This is a genomic window from Streptomyces sp. NPDC033178, assembly GCF_055577685.1.
In genome coordinates this window covers 480,406-503,940 of the sequence record NZ_JBVIPT010000004.1, presented here as the reverse complement: position 1 = coordinate 503,940, position 23,535 = coordinate 480,406, and the positions used below count along the sequence as shown (strand labels likewise).

The 23,535-nt window shown below is 71.0% G+C and carries 17 protein-coding genes and 1 pseudogene; 12 read left to right on the top strand and 6 right to left on the bottom strand.

The window, feature by feature from the left end; translation table 11 throughout:
• Positions 1 to 4: 4 nt before the first annotated feature.
• The 7 genes from ACZ5VQ_RS12975 to ACZ5VQ_RS12945 all read left to right on the top strand — a co-directional run bounded on the left by ACZ5VQ_RS12975 (position 5) and on the right by ACZ5VQ_RS12945 (position 11,525).
• Positions 5 to 5,617, top strand: a complete 5,613-nt coding sequence (locus ACZ5VQ_RS12975; protein ID WP_469104912.1) for a glutamate synthase-related protein — start codon at positions 5 to 7, stop codon at positions 5,615 to 5,617.
• 5 nt (positions 5,618 to 5,622) lie between these two features.
• Entirely contained in the window at positions 5,623 to 7,362 is a 1,740-nt protein-coding gene (locus tag ACZ5VQ_RS12970) for a diflavin oxidoreductase (protein ID WP_469105024.1), read from the top strand.
• Positions 7,363 to 7,364: 2 nt separating this feature from the next.
• Positions 7,365 to 8,303, top strand: coding sequence for a hypothetical protein (locus tag ACZ5VQ_RS12965; protein WP_469104911.1), 939 nt, complete (start codon positions 7,365 to 7,367; stop codon positions 8,301 to 8,303).
• A gap of 241 nt (positions 8,304 to 8,544) precedes the next feature.
• Positions 8,545 to 9,465, top strand: a complete 921-nt coding sequence (locus tag ACZ5VQ_RS12960; RefSeq protein WP_469104910.1) for a helix-turn-helix domain-containing protein — start codon at positions 8,545 to 8,547, stop codon at positions 9,463 to 9,465.
• Positions 9,466 to 9,627: 162 nt separating this feature from the next.
• Positions 9,628 to 10,473, top strand: coding sequence for an FkbM family methyltransferase (locus ACZ5VQ_RS12955; RefSeq protein WP_469104909.1), 846 nt, complete (start codon positions 9,628 to 9,630; stop codon positions 10,471 to 10,473).
• A 247-nt stretch (positions 10,474 to 10,720) separates the two neighbouring features.
• Positions 10,721 to 11,113, top strand: coding sequence for a protein NO VEIN domain-containing protein (locus tag ACZ5VQ_RS12950; RefSeq protein ID WP_469104908.1), 393 nt, complete (start codon positions 10,721 to 10,723; stop codon positions 11,111 to 11,113).
• Positions 11,114 to 11,258: 145 nt separating this feature from the next.
• Positions 11,259 to 11,525: a hypothetical protein gene (locus ACZ5VQ_RS12945; RefSeq protein ID WP_469104907.1), complete on the top strand. Its 267-nt coding sequence runs from the start codon at positions 11,259 to 11,261 to the stop codon at positions 11,523 to 11,525.
• 206 nt (positions 11,526 to 11,731) lie between these two features.
• Here the strand turns inward: ACZ5VQ_RS12945 and ACZ5VQ_RS12940 are convergent.
• The 4 genes and pseudogenes from ACZ5VQ_RS12940 to ACZ5VQ_RS12925 form a co-directional block, all read right to left on the bottom strand.
• Positions 11,732 to 11,992 (bottom strand): annotated as a pseudogene (locus ACZ5VQ_RS12940) (glycoside hydrolase); the annotation flags it as partial.
• 74 nt (positions 11,993 to 12,066) lie between these two features.
• Positions 12,067 to 12,510 (bottom strand): PIN domain-containing protein, encoded by a 444-nt coding sequence (locus ACZ5VQ_RS12935; protein ID WP_469104906.1) that lies wholly within the window; start codon positions 12,508 to 12,510, stop codon positions 12,067 to 12,069.
• Positions 12,507 to 12,767 (bottom strand): ribbon-helix-helix domain-containing protein, encoded by a 261-nt coding sequence (locus tag ACZ5VQ_RS12930; RefSeq protein WP_469104905.1) that lies wholly within the window; start codon positions 12,765 to 12,767, stop codon positions 12,507 to 12,509. Before ACZ5VQ_RS12930 ends, ACZ5VQ_RS12935 begins: the two co-directional genes overlap by 4 nt.
• A 114-nt stretch (positions 12,768 to 12,881) precedes the next feature.
• Positions 12,882 to 16,292, bottom strand: a complete 3,411-nt coding sequence (locus ACZ5VQ_RS12925; protein ID WP_469104904.1) for a S8 family serine peptidase — start codon at positions 16,290 to 16,292, stop codon at positions 12,882 to 12,884.
• Positions 16,293 to 16,550: 258 nt separating this feature from the next.
• On the opposite strand from ACZ5VQ_RS12925, the gene ACZ5VQ_RS12920 reads away from it, so the two are divergent.
• Complete coding sequence (locus tag ACZ5VQ_RS12920; RefSeq protein ID WP_469104903.1) at positions 16,551 to 16,880, top strand: antibiotic biosynthesis monooxygenase family protein; 330 nt, start codon at positions 16,551 to 16,553, stop codon at positions 16,878 to 16,880.
• Between the two features lie 483 nt (positions 16,881 to 17,363).
• Here the strand turns inward: ACZ5VQ_RS12920 and ACZ5VQ_RS12915 are convergent, their stop codons facing one another.
• Positions 17,364 to 17,993, bottom strand: a complete 630-nt coding sequence (locus ACZ5VQ_RS12915; protein WP_469104902.1) for a phosphoribosylanthranilate isomerase — start codon at positions 17,991 to 17,993, stop codon at positions 17,364 to 17,366.
• A 386-nt stretch (positions 17,994 to 18,379) separates the two neighbouring features.
• Between ACZ5VQ_RS12915 and ACZ5VQ_RS12910 the strand changes: the two genes are divergently transcribed.
• The 4 genes from ACZ5VQ_RS12910 (at position 18,380) to ACZ5VQ_RS12895 (ending at position 22,840) form a co-directional block, all read left to right on the top strand.
• Entirely contained in the window at positions 18,380 to 19,939 is a 1,560-nt protein-coding gene (locus tag ACZ5VQ_RS12910) for an alpha/beta hydrolase (protein WP_469105023.1), read from the top strand.
• A gap of 329 nt (positions 19,940 to 20,268) precedes the next feature.
• Positions 20,269 to 20,472 carry a cold-shock protein gene (locus tag ACZ5VQ_RS12905; protein ID WP_055611897.1) on the top strand — a complete coding sequence of 68 codons (204 nt, stop codon included), beginning with the start codon at positions 20,269 to 20,271 and terminating at the stop codon, positions 20,470 to 20,472.
• Between the two features lie 319 nt (positions 20,473 to 20,791).
• Positions 20,792 to 22,306 carry a DEAD/DEAH box helicase gene (locus ACZ5VQ_RS12900; protein WP_469104901.1) on the top strand — a complete coding sequence of 505 codons (1,515 nt, stop codon included), beginning with the start codon at positions 20,792 to 20,794 and terminating at the stop codon, positions 22,304 to 22,306.
• A gap of 198 nt (positions 22,307 to 22,504) precedes the next feature.
• Positions 22,505 to 22,840 (top strand): SCO5918 family protein, encoded by a 336-nt coding sequence (locus ACZ5VQ_RS12895; RefSeq protein ID WP_189843973.1) that lies wholly within the window; start codon positions 22,505 to 22,507, stop codon positions 22,838 to 22,840.
• Between the two features lie 128 nt (positions 22,841 to 22,968).
• Here ACZ5VQ_RS12895 and ACZ5VQ_RS12890 read toward each other — a convergent pair whose 3' ends face one another.
• Positions 22,969 to 23,364 (bottom strand): hypothetical protein, encoded by a 396-nt coding sequence (locus tag ACZ5VQ_RS12890; protein ID WP_469104900.1) that lies wholly within the window; start codon positions 23,362 to 23,364, stop codon positions 22,969 to 22,971.
• Positions 23,365 to 23,535: the final 171 nt, after the last annotated feature.

Genomic DNA, 23,535 nt, shown 5'->3' with positions numbered 1-23,535 from the left:
GCACTTGAAGCGCCCCACCTTCGGTCTGTACGACCCTGCCCGCGAACACAGCGCCTGCGGCGTCGGCTTCATCACCCGCCTCGACGGGGTGCCGAGCCACGACGTCATCCGCAAGGGCGACGAAGCGCTCCGCGCCATCCCGCACCGTGGCGGCACATCCGCCGAGGGTGTCGGCGACGGCGGGGGCGTGAGCGTCGACCTGTCGGTGGAGTTCTTCGGCGCGATCACCGGCGAGGAGCTGAGTGCCGGGCACTTCGGCGTCGCCAACTGCTTCGTGCCGACCGACGCCGGGCGCCGCGCCGCCGCCGTCGAACTCGTCGGCCGCAGCATCGCCGAGCAGGGCTTCGACGTACTGCTGGTACGGGACGTACCCGTGGACCACGGCGTCGCCCGGCCCGCCGCCGAGCGGCACCAACTCCCCATCGTGCAGTGGGTGTTCCGGGCGCCCGGCCACTGGGCGCGTGCCGACGTCGACACCGCCGCCCACCGCGCCCTGCTCGCCGTCGAAGCCGTCGCCTACGCCGACGACACCTACGCCGGGCTGTACCCGCTGTCGCTGAGCGCGCGGACCCAGGTGCTCAAGGGGCGGCTCAACTCCGGTGAGGTCATCGGGTACTTCAGGGACCTCGTCGATCCGCGGCACTCCGTGCGGTCGCTGTACTTCCACACCCGGTTCTCCACCAACACCGAGCCGCATCCGACCATGGCGCAGCCGTTCCGCCTCATGGCGCACAACGGCGAGCTGAACACCGACCGGAAGAACCGGCTCAGCGACGAGGCCCTCGCGCGTGCCCGGACCCGGAGCATCGTGCGGCCGCCAGGGCAGTCCGACTCCAGCCGGCTCGACCAGACCCTGCAGAGCCGGGTGTTCGACGACGGGCTCGACCTCGTCGAGGCCGTCGTGTCGCTCATGCCGCCCGCCTGGGAGAACGACCGCACCCTGCCCGTCGGCGTCCGGGACATGCTGGAGTACTTCTCCCTCTACGAGGAGAAGAACGACGGGCCCGCCGCCGTCATCTTCAGCGACGGGGACGTCATCGGCGCCCGCCTCGACCGGCTCGGCCTGCGTCCGCTCCGTACCGTCGAGACCGCCGAGTACCTCATGGTGGCGTCGGAGGCCGGGCAGGTCGCCTTCCCCGATGAGGAGGTCGTGCACCGGGGGCGTATCGAGGCCGGTGGCATGCTCGTCGTCGATCACCGCACCGGGCGGCGGATGCGTACGCGCGAGGTGCTCGACGCACTCGCCGCGCGTCGGCCGTACTCCGAACTCCTCGATGCGGCCCGGGTGAACCTCGACGACCTGCCCGCCCCCGACTACTACCGCGGCACGACCACCCTCGGCTACGACGGCGACCTGACCCTCGCCGGCCGGTACGTGGCCTACGCGCTGAACCAGGAGAGCTTCCGGTTCATGCTCGACCCGATGCTCGCCAACGGGTCGGAGCGGATCTCCGCGATGGGGTACGGCAACGCCATCAACGCGCTCAGCGACACCGAGGGCGGCATGGCGAAGTACTTCTCGCAGCGGTTCGCCCAGGTCACGAACCCGCCGCTGGACAGCATCCGCGAGGCCGACGGCATGAGCATGCGGGTCGCGCTCGGGCCCAGGCCCGATGGCACGGGGAGCGTCGGCGGTCGGCAGCTCGTCGTGTCCTCGCCCGTGCTCGGGCACCTCGACATGGTGCGGCTGCGGGATCAGCGGATCGTTCCGCTCGAACGGTTCGACATGCTCTACGAGCCGGTGGGCGGGGACGAGACCGCGAACGCCGACGCGCTCCGGGCGGCGCTGGAGCGGCTCTGCGGCGACGTCGAACGGTTCGCCGCGGAAGGGGGCGGCATCGCGGTCCTCACCGACCGGGGGATCTCCTCCACGCGCGCGCCGCTGCCGGTGATCCTCGCCGTCGCGGCCGTGAACCAGCGGCTCATCGAGACCGGGCTGCGGCTGCGCGTCTCGATCGTCGCGGAGAGCGGGCAGCTGCCGTCGTCGCATCATGTCGCCACCGCGCTCGGCTTCGGCGCCGCGGCCGTCTACAGCCTCAGCGCGCGGCTGCGGGCGGAGGAGAAGCACCCGAGCGCTCCGGCCCCCGCGGGCGAAGTCACCGAGACCGACCGGGCGTTGGCGAGGTTCCGCAAGGCGGCCGAGAAGGCACTCGCCAAGACCATGGGCCGCGTCGGGCTGTGCACCGCCGAGAGCTACATCGGCGGCGCGTTCTTCGAACCGAACTACCTCGACACCCGCGACGACGTGTTCGCGCGGGCCTTCCCGCACATGGATGCGCCGGTCGGCGGGGTCGGGTTCGCGCGGATCGCTCAGGCCGCGACCGAGTGGCACGAGCGGGCCCGAGCCGTGGAGACCGAGCAGCAGATTCCGCTGCTCGGACTGTTCAAGGAGCGGTCGGACGGGGCCGGGCACTCCTTCGGCGTCACTGCCGTACGCGGCTTCGGCGACATGACCGAGGAGCGGCCGGAGTTCGGCCGACAGGGCGGGCGGGGAGAGCGAGACGAACAGGGCGGGCAAGGCCGGCAGAACGGGACAGACGGGCAGGACGGGCCAAGCCGGCAGGACAGGCAAGGTGACTCGGATGCCCTGCGCCTGCTCACGCTCGGCCAGCTCGACGACGCGTTCGGCATCACCGACGCCGCGTACCGCAACACCGGGTACGACGCCCTCAGCGAAGCCAAGATCGACGCGTTCCGGATCACCCCCGGGTACCGCGCCTTCCTGCGGACCACGCACGAGGAGCGGTCGCGCCGACCGGCCGCGCTGCGTGACGTGCTCGCGCTGCCCGCGGACGTCACCGGGCTGCGCACCCCGGAGGACTTCGCCCGTGAGCTGGGCCGGTTCTCCACGACCGGCAACGCGAGCGTCACGGTTCGGGGCGTGGTCACGACCGTCGTGGACCGGTCCCCTGGAACAGTGACTGTCCGGCTGAGCCTGGACGGTGACGCCGAGCGCCACACCGCTCTCGCCGACGGCCTCGCCCTCGCGCACCCGGGCGAGGTCGAGACGCTCCAGGCGGCTGCGGACGGCGTCCTCGTCACCGCCACCGGCACCGCCGCCCGCCTCCTCGCCCTCCTCCGCGGCGCCCCCGACAGCGTCCGGCTCGCCGACGTACAGCCCGCGCACGAGATCACCCGCGCGCTCGCCTCCGGCGCGATGAGCCACGGCGCGCTCGTGGCGACCGCGCACGAGGCCGTCGCGCACGGTACGAACATGGTCGGCGCGATGTCGAACAGCGGCGAGGGCGGCGAGCACCACACCCGGTACGGCACCATCCGCGGCTCCCGGATCAAGCAGTTCGCGTCCGGCCGTTTCGGCATCTGGGCGGGCTACCTCGCCGACCCGATGCTGGAGGAGCTGGAGATCAAGATCGGGCAGGGCGCGAAGCCGGGCGAGGGCGGTCAGTTGCCCGCGCCGAAGGTCACGGTCGACATCGCGGCGGCGCGCGGCGGCACCCCCGGCATCGAGCTCATCTCCCCTCCCCCGCACCACGACACGTACTCCATCGAGGACCTCGCGCAGCTCATCCACGACTGCAAGGCCGCGCGGGTACGAGTGATAGTGAAGCTGGTGTCCTCGGAGGGCATCGGCACCATCGCGGTCGGTGTCGCCAAGGCGGGCGCGGATGTCATCAACGTCGCCGGGAACACCGGCGGTACGGGCGCCGCGGCCGTCACCAGCCTCAAGTACGCAGGGCGTTCGGCGGAGATCGGCGTCGCCGAGGTGCACCAGGCGCTCGTCGCGAACGGGCTGCGGCAGAAGGTCGTCCTGCGCTGTTCCGGCGCGCACCAGACGGGCGGCGATGTCGTCACGTCGGCGCTGCTCGGCGGCGACAGCTTCGAGTTCGGTACGACCGCGCTCATGATGCTCGGCTGCGTCATGGCGAAGAACTGCAACGTGAAGTGTCCCGCCGGGCTCACCACCAACTCCGAGGCCTTCGAGGGCGATCCGCGCGCACTCGCCCAGTACCTCCTCAACATCGCGCACGACGTCCGGCAGATCCTCGCCCGGCTCGGCCTGCGGTCGCTGCGCGAGGCCCGGGGGCGTACGGATCTGCTGCAACTCCTCGACCACCCGGCGAGCGTGGGGCGCCTCGACGTCCGGCGCCTGCTCGCGGGCGTACCCGAGAAGGCCGTCGAGGACCCGGAGTACCTGGAGAAGGACTTCAGCACGGACGACTCCCTCATCGATCGGGTGCGTGCGGCGCTCGTCGAGCGGCGCGAGCCGTCCCTGCTCGTGGACGGCATCCGCCTCGGCAACAGCGACAAGTCGGTCGGCGGGCAGCTCTCCATCGACGTGGAGCGGCTGCTCAACCACGAGAATCACCAACTCGCCGTTGACGGGCCCGCGGTCACCACCGACGACCGCGGCCGTCGCCGCCTCGTCGACGACGCCGTACGGATCCGTACCGCCGGGTCCGCCGGTCAGTCGTACGGCGTGTTCTGCAACGACGGCATCACCCTCGAACACACCGGCACCGCCAACGACGGCGTCGGCAAGAGCCAGAGCGGCGGCCGGATCGTCGTCCGCGCCCCGGGCGGCGGGAGCACCGAGCGCGGCGGGAACGTGCTCGTCGGGAACTTCGCGCTGTTCGGCGCGACCGGCGGGCGGACGTTCGTGCAGGGGGAGGCCGGTGACCGGTTCGCCGTGCGCAACTCGGGCGCGACGGCCGTCGTCGAGGGCCTCGGCGACTTCGGCTGCGAGTACATGACCGGCGGTACGGTCCTCAACCTCGGCGGCTTCGGCAAGGGCCTCGGCAACGGCATGAGCGGCGGTTTCCTCTACCAGTACGACCCGTCGGGCGAGCTCGGCGGCCGGGTGAGCGCCGACTCGCTGCTCGTGCTCCCGGTGACCGACACCGGCCACGGCGCCTTCCACGAGGAGGCCGTACGACTGCTGCTGGCCTGGCATGTGGAGGCCACCGGCTCCCCGCTCGCGGAACGGCTGTTGGAGAACTGGGAGGCCGAACGGCAGTACGTGTACTGCGGGATGCCCCGCGCGCTGCTGCTGTACCAGGACGCCGGCGAGATCCTCGCCGCGGCGACCCGCGGCGAGTTGCTCGACGAGCTGGCGACCTCGATCGCCACCGACAAGCTGCGGGCGTTCAAGGTCGACTACCGCGACCGCCGTACCGTACTGGGCGGCCGTGCCCCGGCGTTCGGCGACCAGGGCAGCGACGACATGTTCTCGCTGCTGTCGTCGTACACGGTGCTCGGTGTCGCACAGGACCTCGCGCTGCAACGGGTGCCGGGCGCGACCGGCGCCGACGACCCCCGGGTCGCCGAAGCCGTCCGCAACCTCGTCCTCACCGAGGACTTCTTCGTGAAGCAGCGGGTGGTGAAGTACCTGCGCGGCACGCTGGAGCGGTTCGACGACGACGAGCTGGCCACGCTCATCGCGAGCAAGCGCCTCGACGACTACAAGCGCGCGCTGAAGCAGCGCAACAACCTCAGCGTGGACGCACCCGGCACGTACGGCTGGATCGTCCACCAGACCACGAAGAACGCCGGCCGGGTGCGTGCCGCCCGCTTCGACGAGTTGCTCGCGACGGCGGCCCTCGACGACATCGCCACGCGCCGCGCCCCGCAGGCCCCGACCGAGACGGTGACCACGTGACGCTGATGCCCCCGACCGGGTCCCTGATCCCGGCCGACGCGCCGTTCTCCGCCGAACAGGAGGCCTGGCTCGCCGGGTTCATCGCCGGTGTCGCGGCCGCCGGACGCCGCGAGGACGGCCGGGCGGGCGACACCCCCACGGCCACGGTCGACGTGCTGTTCGGCACGCAGACCGGCAACGCGGAGTTCCTCGCCGACGAACTGGTCGCCGGGGCCCGCGCCCGCGGCCTCGGCTCCACCGCCACCGCGCTCGACGCCGTCACACCCGAGCGACTCGCCGCGATGTCCCATGTGCTGGTCGTCATCTCGACGTACGGCGAGGGCGAACTGCCCGACAACGCGGGGCTGTTCTGGGAGGCGCTCCAGTCCGACACGGCCCCGAGGCTGGAAGGTCTGCGGTACGCGGTCCTCGGGCTCGGCGACCGCGGCTACGACGACTTCTGCCAGGCGGCGAAGCTCATCGACACCCGCCTGGAGCAGCTCGGGGCCGGGCGGCTGCACGAACGCGTCGACTGCGACGTCGACTTCGAGGAGCCGGCGGCGGAGTGGACGGCGGCGGTTCTGGAAAGGCTCGTGGCGGAGACGGGCGCGACATCGATGGCCACCGCGTCGGTCGGCGAATCCCCGGTGGCCCCCCGCACCCGCTCACCCTGGAACAGGCGCACCCCGTACCGTTCCCGGCTCGTGGTGAACAGGTTGCTGTCCTCCCCGCGCAGCGCGAAGGAGATCCGCCACTACGAGTTCGACCTCGGGGACAGCGGCATCACATACGAGGCCGGGGACGCGCTCGCCGTCGTACCGGTCAATGACGACGCGCTGGTCGGCGCGCTCCTGGAGCACCTCGGTGCGAGCGGCGACGAGGAGGCGGCCGAGTCGCTGCGCACCGATCTCGAAATCCGTACGCCGTCGAAGGAGTTGATCGCCGACCTCGTGGAGCGCGCGCCCTCCGGCGAACTGGCCGCGGTCGTCGCGCACGGCGACCGCTCCGACCTCGACTCCTGGCTCCGGGGCCGGGACGTCCTGGACCTGGTCCGGGACGCCGGGCCGACCGCCGTACCGGCCCTGGCCGAACTCCTGCCACTACTGCGCCCGTTGCAGGCACGGCAGTACTCGATCTCGTCGAGCCCGCTCGCCCACGCGGACCGTATCCACCTGACCGTCGCGTCCGTCCGGTACGGCACCGGGAACCGGGCGTACGAGGGCGTCGCGTCGACGTACCTCGCGGACCGGGTCGGCGAGGACGCGGCCGTCAGGGTGTTCGTGCAGCCGAACGCCTCGTTCGGTGTGCCGGTGGACGACGACGCCCCGATGGTCATGATCGGCCCCGGCACGGGCGTCGCGCCCTTCCGCGGCTTCCTGCACGAGCGCGCCGCGCGGGGCGCCACCGGCCGCAACTGGCTGTTCTTCGGCGACAGGCACCGCGAGACGGACTTCGTGTACGAGGACGAGCTGACCCGGCTGCGGAAGGACGGCGTGCTCACCGAACTGGACCTCGCGTTCTCGCGCGACCAGGCCGAGAAGGTGTACGTGCAGACACGGATGCGGGAGCGGTCGCGCGAGCTGTACGGGTGGCTGGAGGAGGGCGCGCACGTCTACGTCTGCGGCGACGCCTCCAGGATGGCGAAGGACGTCGAGGCGGCACTGCTGGGCGTCATCGCCGAGCAGCGCGGACGCGGGGACGACGACGCGGCGGAGTACCTCGCGGATCTGCGCCGGGCGAAGCGCTACGTACGGGACGTGTACTGAGCATGGCGAACCACGACAGTGGGTGCGCGTTCGAGGGCTGCTGCGGCAGGCGGAACGGCACCGCACGGCTGATCGACGCGCGGATGCCGGAGCTGGCGCGGTGCCTGACGCTCTTCCAGTACGTGCAGGCGGTCACCGGCGGGCCGGTCGCCCGGATCGACCAGGCCGGCAGCTACGCGGTCCCGAGCCTGCGAGGCGAGGCGTTCGCCGTGCGGCCGGAGTCGATCGCGTTGCGCATCGACGCCGACGGGGTCGATGCGGCGGTGGTCGCGCGGGACGAGGGCACCGGCTCGGTCGCCCTGCGTCTGCTCGACGCGGCGGGCCGGACCGTCCACCAGGGCCGGCTGCTCTCCGAGGGGGACCGGCTGCTGGTCGGGCTCACGCCCACGGTCCACGCCAGAGCGCGGGTCGCCGGACCGTCCGCGGCCCCCGACGTACCGGAGTACGTGCCGAAGCGCGTACCGGAATACGTACCGGAGTGGGAGAACGGCGACCAGCTCGCGCAGCTCGACGCGGTTCTCGCGGACGGCGGGATCGCCCGGCGCGGGGCGTTCCACCGCTACGGCGGCGAGCACCGGGAGATCGAGGTCGGCGTCGTACCTGCCGTCCTCGACCACGTCTGCTCCGTCGGACTGCCGATCGGCGTCGCGGTGTTCGCCCCGGCGGCCATGCAGGCGTGCGGCGGCCGTGTGCACGTCACCGACCGGACCGTCGGCGGGCGGGTGTTCGCGGCGGTCGGGGACAGCTCGGTGGAGATCGACCTCACGGGCGTCCGGGCCTGCCACCTCGTCCGCTCCACGGCGGCGCACGGCCCGACCTCGGCGCTCGAACTCGACGACGAGGCCGGGCGCTGCGTCGCGGTCGTCACGCAGTTCGGGATGGTCGGGGAGGACGTGCACGCGGCGTGGGAACACCTGGCGGCGTCGCTGCCCGACGCCTAGCGCGTGCCACCGTCCGATATCTCAGCATCCAGACGTCCCAACGTCCCAACATCTCGACGTCCCGACATCTCAACACCTCAACACCTCAGCTTCACTTTGTAGCGCGTGAGTTCGGTGCGGCGACATGGGTACTGTGAAACACGCGGAACGATCGGCTGCTACACCGGACAGCGGACGAGGTACTGCGGAGCTGCCAGGCGGGTTTGCTCAGGGCGGTCCCTCGGGGTGAGGGGAGCCTTCGGTGCTTCAAGGTGCACGGAGCGGCACGCTGCGTACGGGTGCGGTCGATGTCGCGCGGATCGGTGGTCTGTGGCGGGTCACGCGGCCCTGGCATCCGGGGTTGCGGCCCTTCCTGCGCAGTTACGTTGGCTACTGGGAAGCGATGACCTCGCCGTACGAGGCACGGTTGGTGCCGAGCGGTCGTGCGACCCTGTTGATCAGCCTCGCGGAGCCGTTTTCCCAGCTCCGGCGGTTGGGCGTACCGGACGGGGACAGCGGGAGCATCGGGTCGCTGGTGGTGGGGCTGGAGGACCGGCCCGCCATCTGTGTGCATCCCGGCGGCCAGGAGGCGATCCGGGTCGAGTTCACACCGCTGGGCGCCTACCGGCTGTTCGGCATGCCGATGAGCGAGTTGACGAACCTGGCCATCGAGATCCGGGACGTTCTGGGGCCCGAGGCCCGGGTGCTGGTGGAGCGGCTGGCGTCCACCCCGGACTGGGCGGCCAGGTTCGACCTGCTGGACGCGGCGTTGCTGACGCGGCTCGGCGACGGCCCGGACCCCTCGCCCGAGGTCCGCCATGCCTGGCAGCTCCTCTCCGGCAGCGCGGGGGCGATCCCCATCTCCCGGATCGCCGCGGAAGTGGGGTGGAGCCAGGGGTACTTGATCCGGCGGTTCACCCAGCAGATCGGGCTGGCACCGAAGGCGTCCGCCCGGGTGCTGCGCTTCCGCCACGCCGTCGCGATGCTCAACCGCGGAGCCGCGAGCCTCACCGAGATCTCGACGGCCTGCGGCTTCTACGACCAGGCCCACCTCAACCGCGAGTTCCGCGCCATCGCCGGCACCACCCCCGGACAGATGGTGGCCGCCCGCCGGGTGGAAGGCGCCCTCGCTCTCTCCACGAGGTCAAATTCGTCCAAGACCCGCCCGATCACCGGCCGATAGCGTCCCGCTCGTACAACCGATGGCCGGTCGGATGGCACGGGGGACTGTCCGGCCGGCTGGACGGTTGCGCGGTTGCGCGGTCGCTCGCGAGAACACAGGGGGCGCCGCGTGGCGGTGTGTCGTCCGGATCCCGCTGATCCTGACGAACGCCCGAGGCGCAGGGTGCGGGCTGGATTGTTGGCTCCAACCCTGATACATCACCTTGTCATGACCATGAGGGCGATTGAACTGCACAGCATAAATCGTTGGGAGGCGTCCTTCCTCCGCGAGGAGGTGGACGGCTACTTCACCCACGGTATCGAGTGCACGCCGGGCGCGACGGTACTCGACGTGGGTGCCAACATCGGTGTGTTCTCGGCCGCCGTCTATGAGCGGCTGGACGGGGACGTGCGAATCTACGCCTTCGAGCCGATGCCGCCACTCCACGCGACACTCGAACGCAATGCTCGCGAGTTCTTCAACGGACGTCTGACCGCGCTCCCTTACGGCCTGGCGTCCCGTGACGACGAGCTCGATTTCAGCTACATTCCGGCCGCCACGATCTTCTCGTCCTCCTCGCGGGATCAGGGGAACATCGAGGATGAGCGGCGCCGGGTCACCGCCAGCGTTGTCGAAATGATCCGCCAGGGCGGTCTGGGACCGGTCCTGCGCCGCGTACCCGCCCCCGTCCTCACTCTTCTCATCAGCCGCAAGCTGCGGGTGCTGCGGCGGCTTGAGACGCACCGGGTGAGGGTCAGGCCCCTGTCATCGGTGCTCGACGAGCAGGGCATCGACCACATCGACCTGCTCAAGGTCGATGTGGAAGGCGCCGAGCTCGAGGTGCTCAGAGGTATCGAGGAACGGCATTGGCCGCTGGTCCGCCAGGCCGTCGTCGAGGTGGAGGGCTGGCAGCGGAACCGCGACACGGTCTGCGAGGTCCTCCTCACACACGGCTTCAAAGTCAGCACCGAGCAGGACTCGGTGCAGCGGGCCGGCGACATCGGCATGGTGTTCGCGGTCAGGCCCTGACCACGCGCAGCACCCGGCACTCAAGGCGGTAAGGGACCGTCAAATCTAGCCCGCCAACCCCGCACCACAACCGCACCAGATCGAGCGGGAACAGCGGGGAACCACGGTGAAAGCAACAGAGCCCGACGCGGTCGACGCCCGGCCGTTCGCCCAGACCAGATCAGTGCCGCAACCAGCAGCCAATATCCGCAGCTTCCCAGGCGGAGCGTCCTCCCGACACGATGGGGGCGACCGACCAGGCGGTGTCATGGGAAACAAGGAGACGGAGCTGGCTGCGATCGCGCATGTGATGGCCCTGGAGCGGGCCGCCGGCCGTGACCCGAAGGATGTCCGTGCCTCGGGGCTCCCGTACGACGTCGACAGTTCGCCTCGCATGATCGAGGTCAAGGCATTCAGCCGGTCGGCGCGTAGTGAACCGCTGCCGCTGGAGCATCGGCAGGTGACGGCCGCCAAGGCGAACCCCGAGCACTATTACGTCTACGTGGTCGACAACCTTGCGGGCCTTGATGGGGCGGAGATCGGAGTGCGCATCCTCCACGGAGAGTCGCTGCTGGCAATGATCGAGCGAAGCCGGCCTCAGATCACGTACTGGCCCACTTTCAAGGCCGCCGAGTACGACCAGGCCGAACGCCTGTGCTGAGTGCTGCGGTGCGCCGCGAGCGCAGCCGACACGTACCGCATCCGGCTCGGCACGAGGAGTTGGCGCCCCGCACGGCCCTTCGGTGGCGGGGTGCGTCGTGGGGGAGGAGGCTGGATGCAGGGGTGCGTGATGGAGAGGCGGCCCCATGGGTGAGACCGGTACAGACCACAAGGCGCATACACCGTTCTTCTCACGGCCCGGTGTCCGGCGTCTCGCGCCGTTCGTGCTGATCAGCGCGATCGCTCTGGTCTTCATCTTCGAGAACCGTTCGAGGGTCGAGATCCGCCTTCTCATCCCCGAGGTGACCATGCCGCTGTGGGGTGCCCTCTTGATCGCCTGGGGCCTCGGGATGCTTGCCTGCGCCTTCACCCTGCGTCGACGGACGAACCGGCATTCACGACGGACGCGGTAAGTGCCGCGCGGACGGCTCCCCGGCAGGAGGCGGTGTAGTCGCGCTCCGGATGGGGCTGCCCACCAGGGTCGTGTCGTAACGGGCCGTCTTCTCACCGCGCGCCGCTGCGGTGCCGGGCGGAGGGGGCCTGTGATCCGGACGCCGGACGAACAGGACGTCTCCGACACCGGCGGCGCGGTCGAGGTCGGGCTCGACTTCGAGGAGTTCGCGCGCAGCCGCCAGGCGTCGTTCACGCCCATGCGATGGCCCGCCGAGTCCCAGTGCAGCAGGGCCCAGCCGTTGCCCCGGCGGTTCTCGTGCCGGCCGACGAGCGGCCAGTACGCGAAGTCGGCGTCGGTACGGATCAGTTGGTCCACGAAGCTCTCGAACCAGGCACGCGGCTCGGCGCGCGTCTCCTCACGGCCGCCGACGCCGAACTCGCTGATCCAGACGGGGGCCGTGAAGTGCTGGTCCTGTTCCTCCGTGACGCAGTCGCCGCAGCCTCAAGCACTTCACCGGCCCCAGGCACTCCGGCGGCATGGGCCCGGCCCGGCCGCTCCCGTCAAAGTGGCAGGTCGTCGGGGAGCACCCGGAATGCCTTGTGCCGGCTCAAAGGGCGTACGGCCCGGAAGTCACGCCGGTCGAGGGTGAGGATCGCGTCGGTGTCGTAGTCGACGGCCAACGCCACGTTCACGGCGTCGGCCAGGTCGAGGTCCAGGGCGTTGTAGCGAGCGCGGACCGACTGGGCGGCTGCCAGATGGTGCTCCGTGATCTCAGGCATGACGACACGGCCTCGGCTCATCCAGCGCCGCAGGTCGTCGACCGCGCCGAGGGCGGCCTCCCTGCCGAGCTCACGCGTGGCCACGTGATCGAGTTCCGCCAGCAGGAGCGGCGACATGACCAGGAGACCGGCCGCCGTGATCGCCTCATTGGCCGCGCCGTGTTCCGGGTGGGCCGAGTCCAGCGCCGCCATCAGGCCGGACGTGTCGGCGATGACGATGATCACGCGGCGGTTCCGGGCTCGGTCTCGCGTCGGACCGCGTCGGCGACCGCGTCACGGACCTCGTCCTTGGACGGCGTACGACCCGATCCCTCGAAGGTGCGCGAGAACAGCGGCTCGTCCCAGACCCGGTTCGCCATCGCCGCGAGGTGAATCCCGTGACGGATGATCTCGGCCTCGCTTATCCCCCGACGCCTGGCGGCCTCCTTGATGATGGCCAGGTCCTCGGGGTCGGCATAGACATTGGTGCGCTTCATGGACATGTACCAAGCGTAGTCCATGTACCAGATAGATGTATGTGCCGGAACAGTCTCGCCCGGGGCGGTGGTGGCACCGCCCCGGGCGGGGCCGGGTGCGGGATCCAGACGGTTGCGGGGTTACTGGGTGGTGTTGTAGGCGCGCTCGATCGTCTGGAGGAGGGTGTTGCCGGCGCGGTCCGTCAGTTTGGCCCGGAGGGAGACCGAGGCCGCCTTCGCCGGGTGCTTCAGGGAGAGGTGGGTGCCGCCGACGGCCTTGGTGGGCTGCCAGGTGGTGCCCTCGTCGTACGAGACCTCGAAGGCGAGCCTGGCGGGACGCTGCCCGGTGGCCGCGCCCTCGACGGTGAAGGGGACGTCGAACCGCTTGCCCGCCTTCGCCGTGCTGGACAGGCTCAGTTCGGGGGAGAAGCGGACGACCGACAGCGGGAGCGCGGTCGTGCCGTCCTCGGGGGTGGTGGCGGAGCGGAAGGTCCACTCCGTCCGGACACGGGTGCTGACCGGGAACACCGCGGGATCACGTGAGGCGTCCACGGTCAGTTTGTACGCGCTGTCCTTGGCGGGGACGGTGTACTCGGTGAGGTCGATCGGCGAGTAGCCGTAGTCGTCGGGTATCTCCTTGCCGTCCGCCTGGAGCGAGCTCGTCACCGAGGTGTAGTCGCTGAGGCCCCAGTGGCCGGAGCCGTCGCCGAACAGCGGTGTGAAGGCCCTGATGACGTTCCCGTACCGCACGACTCCGGGGAGTCCCCGCTCCGGTCCGAGGTCACCCGCGGCGGGCATGGTCGGGCCGAAGACGCCGACGTTGAACCGCTCGGTGTAGTTCCGTCCGGCCTGCCAGGTCCTCGGCATCCGCATCAGGAAGCTCTCCGAGACCCTGTCGCGGCCCTCGCCGAACATCTGCCACGAGCGGAAGGACCACTTGACCTCGTTGTCGAGGACGTACTCCGTGGTGCTCAGCGGCAGGTCGGCGCGCAGGTCGTCGTAGCTGAGGACCAGGTCCCCGTCCGGTGTGTGCGCGGACGCCTCGAACTGGACGCCCCTGCCCTCGACGGGCACGCCCACCTGGACGTCGACCTTGGCCAGCTGATCCTGCCGGATGTCGGCGGTGAAGCCGTCCAGCCGGCCGGCGCGGTTCCAGGCCAGGTGGTAGGCGACCGGCCGGCCCGCGTCGTCCGTGCGGGTCCAGTCGCCGGCGAACACGGCGGACATGTCGCCCGCGGACTCGTCGGGTCCGAGCTGCCCGAACCGCGTGCCCTGGAAGGTCGGTACCAGGAACTGGAAGTTGCCCGGGCTCAGTTCACCGCCCCGGTCGTAGGTGTAGACGACCGTGGCCTCGGTGTTCTTCGCCGCCGCGTCGGGCACGGTGATGTCCACCGGCCGCGCCTGCCGGGCGTCGACGGCGACGGTGGTGTCCTTGTCCACGTTCAGCATCGGCTGCACCAGCACGGCGTGCGTGGCGGCGTCGTACGAGGGATGGATCACGCCGCTCAGGGTGTAGACGCCCTTGGGCACCCGTACGGTGAGCTCGCCGTCCTGCTCGTCGGCGAGGTCGGCGTAGAAATCGCTGTGGATGGCGCTGAGTTGGGTGGCGGCGTCGCCGACCGGCTCGCCGTTCTCGTCGAGGTGCCTGACCGTCAGGTCGTACGACTCGACCTCGCGCTCCACCCCGACAGCGGTACGCACCTGGAGCTTGCCGTCGGCCGAGACGGCGGCCACCGAGCCGCCGAAGGAGCCGTCGGCGCTGCCGGCGCGGGTGTCGGCGGTGACGGAGGCGCTCGCCTCGCCGCCCGCCGGAACGGTCAGCTGCCCCGGCGACACGGCGAACATGCCTTCGGCGGCGGGCTTGCCGTCCACCGAGTAGGCGTCGACGGACAGATCCAGGGTGACCGGCTCCGTACCGAGGTTGCGGTACGTCACCTGCTTGGTCACCGGGGTGTCGTCGCCGTGCGGCCACTGCTGGGTGCCGAAGCCGATCGACTGCTGCTCACTGACGACGCTCTGCTCCAGCGCCCGGACCAGGTCGGTACGGCCGGTGCCCTGCTGGAAGGAGCTGTACGCACCCGGCTTCGCGGAGCCGGTGAGGACCGCCTTGAGGCGCTCGCCGGTCCAGTCCGGGTGCTGCTGGGCCAGGATGGCGGCGGCGCCCGCGACGTGCGGGGTCGCCATGGAGGTGCCGTCGAGGGTGAGATACCCGGGTACGTCGGAGGGGTACTGCTCCTCCAGGAAGCTGCCGGCGGCAGCGGCCGCCGTGATGGCGGCACCGGGTGCGGTCAGGTCGGGCTTGACCCCGCCGTCGCCGACGAGCGGGCCACGGCTGGAGAAGCCGGCGAGCCCGTCGGCCTTGTCGACCGCGCCCACGGTGAGCGCCGCCTCGGCGCTGCCCGGCGAGCCGACCGTCCGCTCGCCGAACTCCCCGTCGTTGCCGGCGGCGATGACGAAGAGCGCGTCGCTCTCGGCGGAGAGCCGGTTGACCGTCTCCTCCAGCGGGTCGATGCCGGGCGTGTCCGTGCCGCCGAGGCTGAGGTTGACGACCTCGGCGCCCTGCGCCACCGCCCACTCCATGCCCGCGATGATCCCGGAGTCCGAGCCGAAGCCGGTGTCGTCCAGGACCTTGCCGTTCAGGAGCTTCGCACCCGGGGCGACGCCCTTGTACTTGCCGCCGGACCCCGCGGGAGAACCAGCACCCGTACCGGCCGTGATGGACGCCACGTGCGTGCCGTGGCCAAACTTGTCGCCGGTGCCGGAGGAGCCGGAGAAGTCCTGCTCCTCGATCACCTGGCTCGCCAGGTCGGCGTGGGTGGTGTCGATCCCGGTGTCCAGGACGGCGACCTTGACGCCGGTGCCGTCGTAACCGGCGGCCCAGGCCGTCGGCGCGCCGATCTGCGGGACGCTCTTGTCGAGGCTCGCCTTGCGCCTGCCGTCCAGCCACACCTTCTCGACGGCGGTCGATTCGGTGAACTCCGTCGTTCCGTCACCCTTGCCGCCGGTGGCGGTCACGGCGTCCCAGAACTCGGCGCCGCGCTTCTTCACGGCACGCATCGACTTGCCGTTGACGACCGGAAGCGCCCGGCCGATCTTCGCCCCGGCCCCGGTGAACGGGGTCATCGAGGGCGCCTTCTTGCCCCGGAACGTGACGATCAGCGGCAGGTCGGACCGGCCGGCGTCGTCGTAGCCGTCCGCCAGCAACTGGGTCACGTCGAACAGCCGGGTGTCCAGCTTGCCCTGCGCGAGCAGCAACTGTGCGTCGCCCGGCACCACTTGGGTGTGTCCGTCGACCACCCGGACCGAGAAGGGAACCCGCTCCCGGCCCTTGGCCCGCTCCACCCCGGTGACCTGGCCGGCGCCGTCCACCCGGACCCGGTCGCCGGTGACCAGCGTCACCGTCCTCACCTTCTTGGCCTTGCCGGCGCCGCTCGCGCCCTCGGCCACCGCCCCGGAACGCCCGTCGGCCGGGTCACCCGCGGGCGCGGCCTGAGCCGTCCCGCCCGGGACACCGGCCAGCAGAAGGACGGTCGAAACCGCCCCTGCCGCCACGACGGAACGTAAGGGTCTCGCACGTAACTCCACCTGAACTCCTGACACTTGGACCATCGGACAGGAGTCGTCCCGCGACGCCGGAAACCCCGGCGCCTCACCCGTACGCCCAACGACTCGCCATAGAGACGGGGCGGGTTGTCATCAGGTTGTCAAGACATCCGATTTATTTCTGACGATGCGTCAGTGTTGGGGTTGCGCGCCGGGTTGGGCGCGGCCCGCCATCGGCCGCCGTGCCGGCTGCTGGAGAATGGGAGCATGAGCATCGTCAAGATCAACGTACTCACGGTTCCCGAAGACCAGCGCGAGACGCTGGAGAAGCGGTTCGCCTCTCGCGCCGGGACGGTGGACAGCTCGGACGGGTTCGAGTGGTTCGAGCTGCTGCGTCCGGTGGAGGGCACCGACGCCTACCTCGTCTACACGCGCTGGCGCGCCGAGGAGGACTTCCAGAACTGGATGTCCGGGCGCGGCCAGGCCGCACACCGCGACGGGGCCGCCGCCGGCGGCGAGCGTCCGAAGCCCGCCGCGACGGACTCGACGCTGTGGACCTTCGAGGTGGTCCAGCAGGCCGCCCCCAAGCAGGGCTGACGCGGGCACGGCGGCGCGAGCCGGGACCGGTTGGGCGCGCCGCGGGTCGGGACCGGTCGCGCGCGGCGCGGGTCGGGTCGCGCGCGGCGCGGTTCAAGGCCGGTCGCGGGTGGCACGAGTCAGAACCGGCTGCGAGCCGCGCGGTTTGGGACCTGTTGCGGGCCGCGCGGCACAGGGCCGGTTGCGGAACGCGCGGCACACGACCGGCTGCGGGGCGCGCAGCTCATGGCCGGTTGAGGACCGCGCAGCACAGGCCGAGTTGCAGGCCACGCGGTTCAGGACCGGCTGCGGGCCACGCAGCTCAGAACCAGTTGAGGACCGCGCGGTTCAAGACCGGCTACAGGCCGCGCAGCTCATGGCCGGTTGAGGACCGCGCAGCACAGAACCAGTTGCGGACCACGCAGCACAGAACCGGCTGCAGGCCGCGCGGCACAGGACCAGTTGCGGGCCGCGCGTGTGAAGGCCGGTTGCGGGGCGTGTGCGTCAGGGTCGGTTGCGGGCGGCCCGGACGAACTCGGTGATGAGGGTGAAGTCCTTGACTCCTCGGCTTCGCTCCACGCCGCTGGAGACGTCGACGCCCCAGGGTGAGGTGGTGTCGACGGCCGCGCGCACGTTGTCCGGGGTGAGACCGCCGGCGAGGAGCCACTTCTCACCCGGCCCGGCGAGGGGTTTCCTCGACCAGTCCCAGGCGACGCCGGAGCCCGGCACGGGGGCGTCGAGGAGGAGGATGTCCTCGCCCATGTCCCCGAGGCGCGGGGCGGGTTCGCCGAAGGCCGCGGCGCGGATCAGCGTCCAACCGCCCGCCGCGAGGTCGTCGTAGTAGCCGCGGTCCTCGGGCCCGTGCAGTTGGACGGCCCGGATGCCCGAGTCGGTGGCCAGGGACCGTACGTCCCGCAGGGGCTCGTCGCGGAAGACACCGACCGTCAGGACGTTCTCCGGCACACGGGCGCACAGCCGCGCCGCCGTGGCCGCGTCGATGCGGCGCGGGCTGGCCGAGAAGACGAAGCCGATGGCGTCGGCACCCGCCTCGACGGCCGTGTCGACGTCCCGCTCGGTCTTGAGGCCACAGATCTTGATGAAGAGGGAGCTGCTCACCCCCTCAGCCTGCCGCATCCGGGGCCGGTACCGCTGTCGTGTCCGGGGCCGGTGCGCCCGACGCGACCGGCGCCCGGGTGCCGTCCCGTACCGGCGCAGCCACCGCCGGTTGTGGAGATCCGGCTGAACGGCGGCAACATGGTCGGCTTTTCTGGCCATTCCCTGTGCGGGTGAGCTAGAAATTCTCCGAACTCACATTGACCAGTGGGTTCTTGCTGTCACACCAGCCCGAGGGGAACCACGCAGTGACAACGCACGATCATGTCTTGCCCGGCCGGGACGGCCGCTCGACGCGTCGGCCGAGACGCGAGTCCGGCGCCGGGGCGCGGAAGGGGCTCACGCGCCTGAGGATCGCCGCGGCCGCGGTGACCGCACTCGTCGTCGCCGGGTCGGGGGCCCAGGCGATGGCCGCCCAGACGGACCCGACGACGGCGACCGCCTCGACGGTCCCGCTGCCTCCTCCGCCGGTGCCGTCCCTCTCCTGGACCGACTGCCAGGGCGGCTTCGAGTGCGCGAACGCCGCCGTGCCGCTGGACTACCGGGCGCCCGAGGGCCGCAAGATCACCCTGGCGGTGATCCGCAAGAAAGCCGCCGACCAGACGAAGCGCAAGGGCACGCTCTTCATGCAGCCCGGCGGACCGGGCAACTCCGGCGTGGACTTCGTCCGCGGCAACTACGACGACCTGCCGGCCGCCCTGCGCGACTCGTTCGACGTCTTCGGATACGACGTACGGGGTGTCGCCCGCAGCTCGGCGCTCGAATGCTGGGACGACACGCGGTACACCAAGGCCGTCACCGACGCGAAGGGCGCCCCGGGCCCCGACGCCTTCGGCCCGGCCCTGCGCGAGGCCGCCGAGTTCAACCAGGCGTGCACGGACAAGTCGGCCGACCTGCTGCCGTTCGTCGGCACCGAGTACGTCGCCCGTGACATCGACCTGCTGCGCCAGGCCCTGGGCGAGGAGCAACTCACCTACTACGGGCGGTCGTTCGGCACGTACATCGGTACGGTCTACGCCGCCCTGTTCCCGAAGCGCGTGCGCGCCCTGGCGCTCGACGGGGCGTACGACCCGGTGCACTACGCCAACCAGCCGTACTCCTACGACAAGCCCCAGTACCTGGCCCTGGACGGCGCGATGAGCCGCTTCCTCGACTGGTGCAAGACCGACCAGGCCACCTGCGGGTTCGGTGACGGCGACCCCCGGGCGGCGTTCGAGAAGCTCAAGCGCGACCTGGACGCCAACCCGGTGCCGACCGCGAGCGGCGGACTGGCCAACGGCTACACCCTCGTCTACCGGCTGATGTTCAACATCAACGAGGGCAAGGTCATCTGGCCCGCGTTCGGCGAGGCCCTGCGCAAGGCCCAGCAGCGCGACAACACCTCGTTCCTGCTGCGTCCGCCGTCCCCGGGCAGCTTCGACTTCCTGGTTCCGAACGTGGTCGTCGAGTGCGTCGACCGGGACTACCCGCGTGACCAGGCCCTGCTGAAGCGGAACGTCACGGCCTACGCCAAGGCGGCACCGCTGCTCGGCCCGGCCATGGCCTTCGGCCCGCCGACCTACGACCACCAGCACGCCACGGCCTGCACCCAGTGGCCCGGCGAGCGCGTCAGCCGCTACGACGGCTCCTACCGTGCCAAGGGATCCAAGCCGATCCTCGTCCTCGGCACCACCGGCGACCCGGACACCCCCTACCAGGACGCGGTGGCGCTGTCCCGGCAGCTCGACAACGCCTCGCTGCTCACGTTCAAGGCGGAGGGACACACCGCTTTCGGACGGAGCGCCTGCGCGACGGACGCGGTCACGGGCTACCTGGTGGACCTGAAGGTCCCGGCCAAGGGCACGACCTGCGCGGACGAGACCCAGCCGCCGACCGTCACGCCCAAGGTGGCGCCGCCCGGCACGACGCTCGGCGAGCTCCGCAACGGCGTCAACGAGCGCCTCGACCGGCTCGGCTCGCTGCGCTGATCCACCCGGCGGACGTACTCTGACCGGCCGACGCGGGTCGACATCGGCCGACGTCGACCGACACCTGGGGCGTCGGGCCCTTCACGGCCCGGCGCCCCTCGCGCGTCAATATCTGTGCCCGCGAAGTAAGAAATGAACACGACGCGCGATGAACATTCCTTCCTCGACAGACAGAGCAGAATTATCCTCCGCACACGCCCGACCGCAGCGTGCTACTCTCGATCTCAGTTGCAGTTGTGGTTCCCGAAATCTTGAAGACGGGGCGATCATCATAGCGACTCGGATTTCACAAGTTGTGGATTCCGACGCACCCCCGAAGGAGATTTGACATGGCTGCAGGCACCGTGAAGTGGTTCAACGCGGAAAAGGGCTTCGGCTTCATCGAGCAGGACGGCGGCGGCGCCGACGTCTTCGCCCACTACTCGAACATCGCCGCCCAGGGCTTCCGCGAGCTGCAGGAGGGCCAGAAGGTCACCTTCGACATCGCCCAGGGCCAGAAGGGCCCGACGGCCGAGAACATCGTTCCCGCCTGACGCTGACGCGTACTTCGCAGCTGGGGCCCGCACCTTGGGGTGCGGGCCCCAGCTCGCTGCTTTCCAGAAAACCCGCTCCATCCCGCTCCTCGGGAATGCTCGGACCGACGCTCCGGTTGACATACTGCCGGACCCTCCCACACGGAATACCCGGCCACACCGCCGGAATATCGCCTCGCACTTCAGCGACGTATCCCGCGAGCATTCCCCGCCGATCCGATTCGGCCCCCCATTCTCTCCGGCTCGTTCTTGCAATTCTCTGCGCTGCTCATTTGCTGCGGGAATTCCTTGATACGTGCCTCATCAAGGAAGGTTCCGCATGAACCGCACACGCACGAACGACCGCTTCTCCCGCACCCGTTCGGGAGGATCCACCCGCACGGGCGGCTCGGGCTCCGGAAGGGGCGGCGGCTACTCCGGTGGCTCGCGCCGCTCCGAGGGCTACAGCCGTCAACGGTCCGCGCCGCAGGGCGAGTTCGCGCTGCCGGTGACGACCACCCCCGCGCTGCCCGCCGTCGAGGCGTTCGCCGAACTCGACATGCCGGCGCAGCTGCTGGCCGCGCTCGGCCGGGAGGGCGTGACCGTGCCGTTCCCGATCCAGGCGGCGACCCTGCCGAACTCCCTCGCGGGCCGTGACGTACTGGGCCGTGGCCGCACCGGCTCCGGCAAGACCCTCGCGTTCGGTCTCGCACTTCTCGCCCGTACGGCGGGTCTGCGCGCCGAGCCGAGGCAGCCGCTGGCCCTCGTCCTCGTACCCACCCGCGAGCTGGCCCAGCAGGTCACCGACGCGCTCACCCCGTACGCCCGCTCCGTGTCGCTGCGGCTCGCCACCGTGGTCGGCGGGATGCCGATCGGCCGGCAGGCCGGTGCGCTGCGTGCCGGTGCCGAGGTCGTCGTCGCGACGCCGGGCCGGCTCAAGGACCTCATCGAGCGCGGGGACTGCCGGCTGGGCCAGGTCGCCATCACCGTCCTCGACGAGGCCGACCAGATGGCCGACATGGGCTTCATGCCCCAGGTCACCGAACTGCTCAACCAGGTGCGGCCCGAGGGCCAGCGGATGCTGTTCTCGGCCACGCTCGACCGCAACGTCGACCTGCTGGTGCGCCGCTACCTCTCCGACCCGGTGGTCCACTCCGTCGACCCGTCCCAGGGCGCGGTCACCACGATGGAGCACCACGTCCTCCACGTGCACGGCGCGGACAAGCACCGGACGACCACGGAGATCGCGGCGCGCGAAGGCCGGGTCCTCATGTTCCTGGACACCAAGCACGCGGTGGACCGGCTGACCGAGCACCTGCTGAACAGCGGCGTCCGGGCCGCGGCCCTGCACGGCGGCAAGTCCCAGCCGCAGCGCACGCGGACCCTGACCCAGTTCAAGACCGGGCACGTCACGGTGCTGGTGGCGACCAACGTCGCGGCCCGCGGCATCCACGTCGACAACCTCGACCTGGTCGTGAACGTAGACCCGCCCAGCGACCACAAGGACTACCTGCACCGCGGAGGCCGTACGGCCCGCGCGGGCGAGTCCGGCAGCGTCGTCACGCTGGTGACCCCCAACCAGCGCCGTGAGATGAGCCGGCTGATGGCCGCCGCGGGCATCACTCCGCAGACCACTCAAGTGCGTTCGGGCGAGGCGGAGTTGAACCGCATCACGGGCGCCCAGGCCCCCTCGGGCGTGCCGGTCGTCATCACCGCCCCGGTCGCCGACCGCCCGCGGCGCGGCGCCTCCACCTCGTCCCGGGGCCGCCGCGGCCGTACCGGCGGCAAGGGCCGCTCCATCGGCGAGGCCCGCCGCACGCCGCAGCGACCGTCCGCCGCCGGTGCGGCGGCCTAGGCCCTGGCACAGCATTCCCGTCGCTCGCCGGAAGAGCGGCCGGGCGACGCCCGGTACGCACTCCCGGCGGGCAGTCCGGAGAGCGTGCCGGGCGTCGCCCGGCGTTCTCGCGCTCTCCCGCCGGGCCACCCCCGGGCGGCCCGGTCCCCCTCTTCTCTCCTCTCCCCCTCCCCACCCCTCCCTTCCCTGTGAGGCATCATGCGCTGCGTCATCGCCCGGTTCCCGTTCGACCTCGACAAGAGCGGGGTCCTGGACTCGATGAAGGGCGTCAAGCCCGAGGCCATCACGGGCGAGTCCGTGATCATCGGCCGCCGCCACTACCCCGTCAAGCAGGTGGGCGAGGTCATCACCCGGCAGGACCGCCGTGACTTCACCAGCGGAGAGGTCGTACGGGCCATGACCCGGCTCGGCTTCACCTGCCAGGCCGGCCCCGCGCCCGAGCCCGCCCCGGTCGCCGCCACCCCGCTCCAGACCGCGTCGGCGCTGCTCGGCAGCCCCGCCCCGGCCCCGGCCCCGGCTCCGCTGGGCCTGTGACGACCGGCGGGAGCCGACGACACCAGGACGTACTCCCCGGCTGACGCCGGGACAGAGCGATGAGGGCCCTGCCGACGCGCGTCGGCAGGGCCCTCATCGCTCTGTCCGGAGCGCTCCGGTACGGGAGCTCAGTGGTCGGAGTAGCTGACGTCGCCCACGGTCCAGGCGCTGACGTCCTCGATCGCGACGCGGTACATCCCGCCCGTCTCGGGAATCCCGATGTTGCCCTGCAGGATCCGGGCGAGGTGGAAGTGCAGATACGCGGGTGGCTCGTCGTGGGCGCCGCGGTCGCCGCCCTCGGGGCCGCCGCCCGCCGCCGGCTCGGCGCCGAAGACCGCGGAGAACGGGCCCAGGCGGTCCGAGTCGTTCAGGACCTCCGACACCCGCTCCCGCCACACGGCCTCGGGAGCGAGCCGGCCGGTGATGACGGCACCGCCGACCACCACGGTCAGCGACATCTGATTGCTCTGCCCGGTCTCCACGAGGGCGGAGATGTCCACGAGGAGCCGGTCGGGGTTCGTCATGGAAGCCGAGTCTATTCAGCGGCTCGTCCGACCTCACCCGCCCGGCCCCGCCCGCCTGCATCCGACGTCACCGGGTGCTACCGGCCGTAACCCTGGGCCACAGGATACCTACGCCTCAAGCGAACCAAAATCTATCCTCGCCGGAGTAGACATTGACCTGCGCCGTGATTA

Coding starts and splice junctions, on each gene's coding strand:
- ACZ5VQ_RS12970 (WP_469105024.1), top strand. CDS start 5,623: ATGCCCCCGACCGGGTCCCTGATCCCGGCCGACGCGCCGTTCTCCGCC.
- ACZ5VQ_RS12965 (WP_469104911.1), top strand. CDS start 7,365: ATGGCGAACCACGACAGTGGGTGCGCGTTCGAGGGCTGCTGCGGCAGG.
- ACZ5VQ_RS12950 (WP_469104908.1), top strand. CDS start 10,721: ATGGGAAACAAGGAGACGGAGCTGGCTGCGATCGCGCATGTGATGGCC.
- ACZ5VQ_RS12945 (WP_469104907.1), top strand. CDS start 11,259: ATGGGTGAGACCGGTACAGACCACAAGGCGCATACACCGTTCTTCTCA.
- ACZ5VQ_RS12930 (WP_469104905.1), bottom strand. CDS start 12,767: ATGTCCATGAAGCGCACCAATGTCTATGCCGACCCCGAGGACCTGGCC.
- ACZ5VQ_RS12920 (WP_469104903.1), top strand. CDS start 16,551: ATGAGCATCGTCAAGATCAACGTACTCACGGTTCCCGAAGACCAGCGC.
- ACZ5VQ_RS12915 (WP_469104902.1), bottom strand. CDS start 17,993: ATGCGGCAGGCTGAGGGGGTGAGCAGCTCCCTCTTCATCAAGATCTGT.
- ACZ5VQ_RS12910 (WP_469105023.1), top strand. CDS start 18,380: ATGGCCGCCCAGACGGACCCGACGACGGCGACCGCCTCGACGGTCCCG.
- ACZ5VQ_RS12905 (WP_055611897.1), top strand. CDS start 20,269: ATGGCTGCAGGCACCGTGAAGTGGTTCAACGCGGAAAAGGGCTTCGGC.
- ACZ5VQ_RS12900 (WP_469104901.1), top strand. CDS start 20,792: ATGAACCGCACACGCACGAACGACCGCTTCTCCCGCACCCGTTCGGGA.
- ACZ5VQ_RS12895 (WP_189843973.1), top strand. CDS start 22,505: ATGCGCTGCGTCATCGCCCGGTTCCCGTTCGACCTCGACAAGAGCGGG.
- ACZ5VQ_RS12890 (WP_469104900.1), bottom strand. CDS start 23,364: ATGACGAACCCCGACCGGCTCCTCGTGGACATCTCCGCCCTCGTGGAG.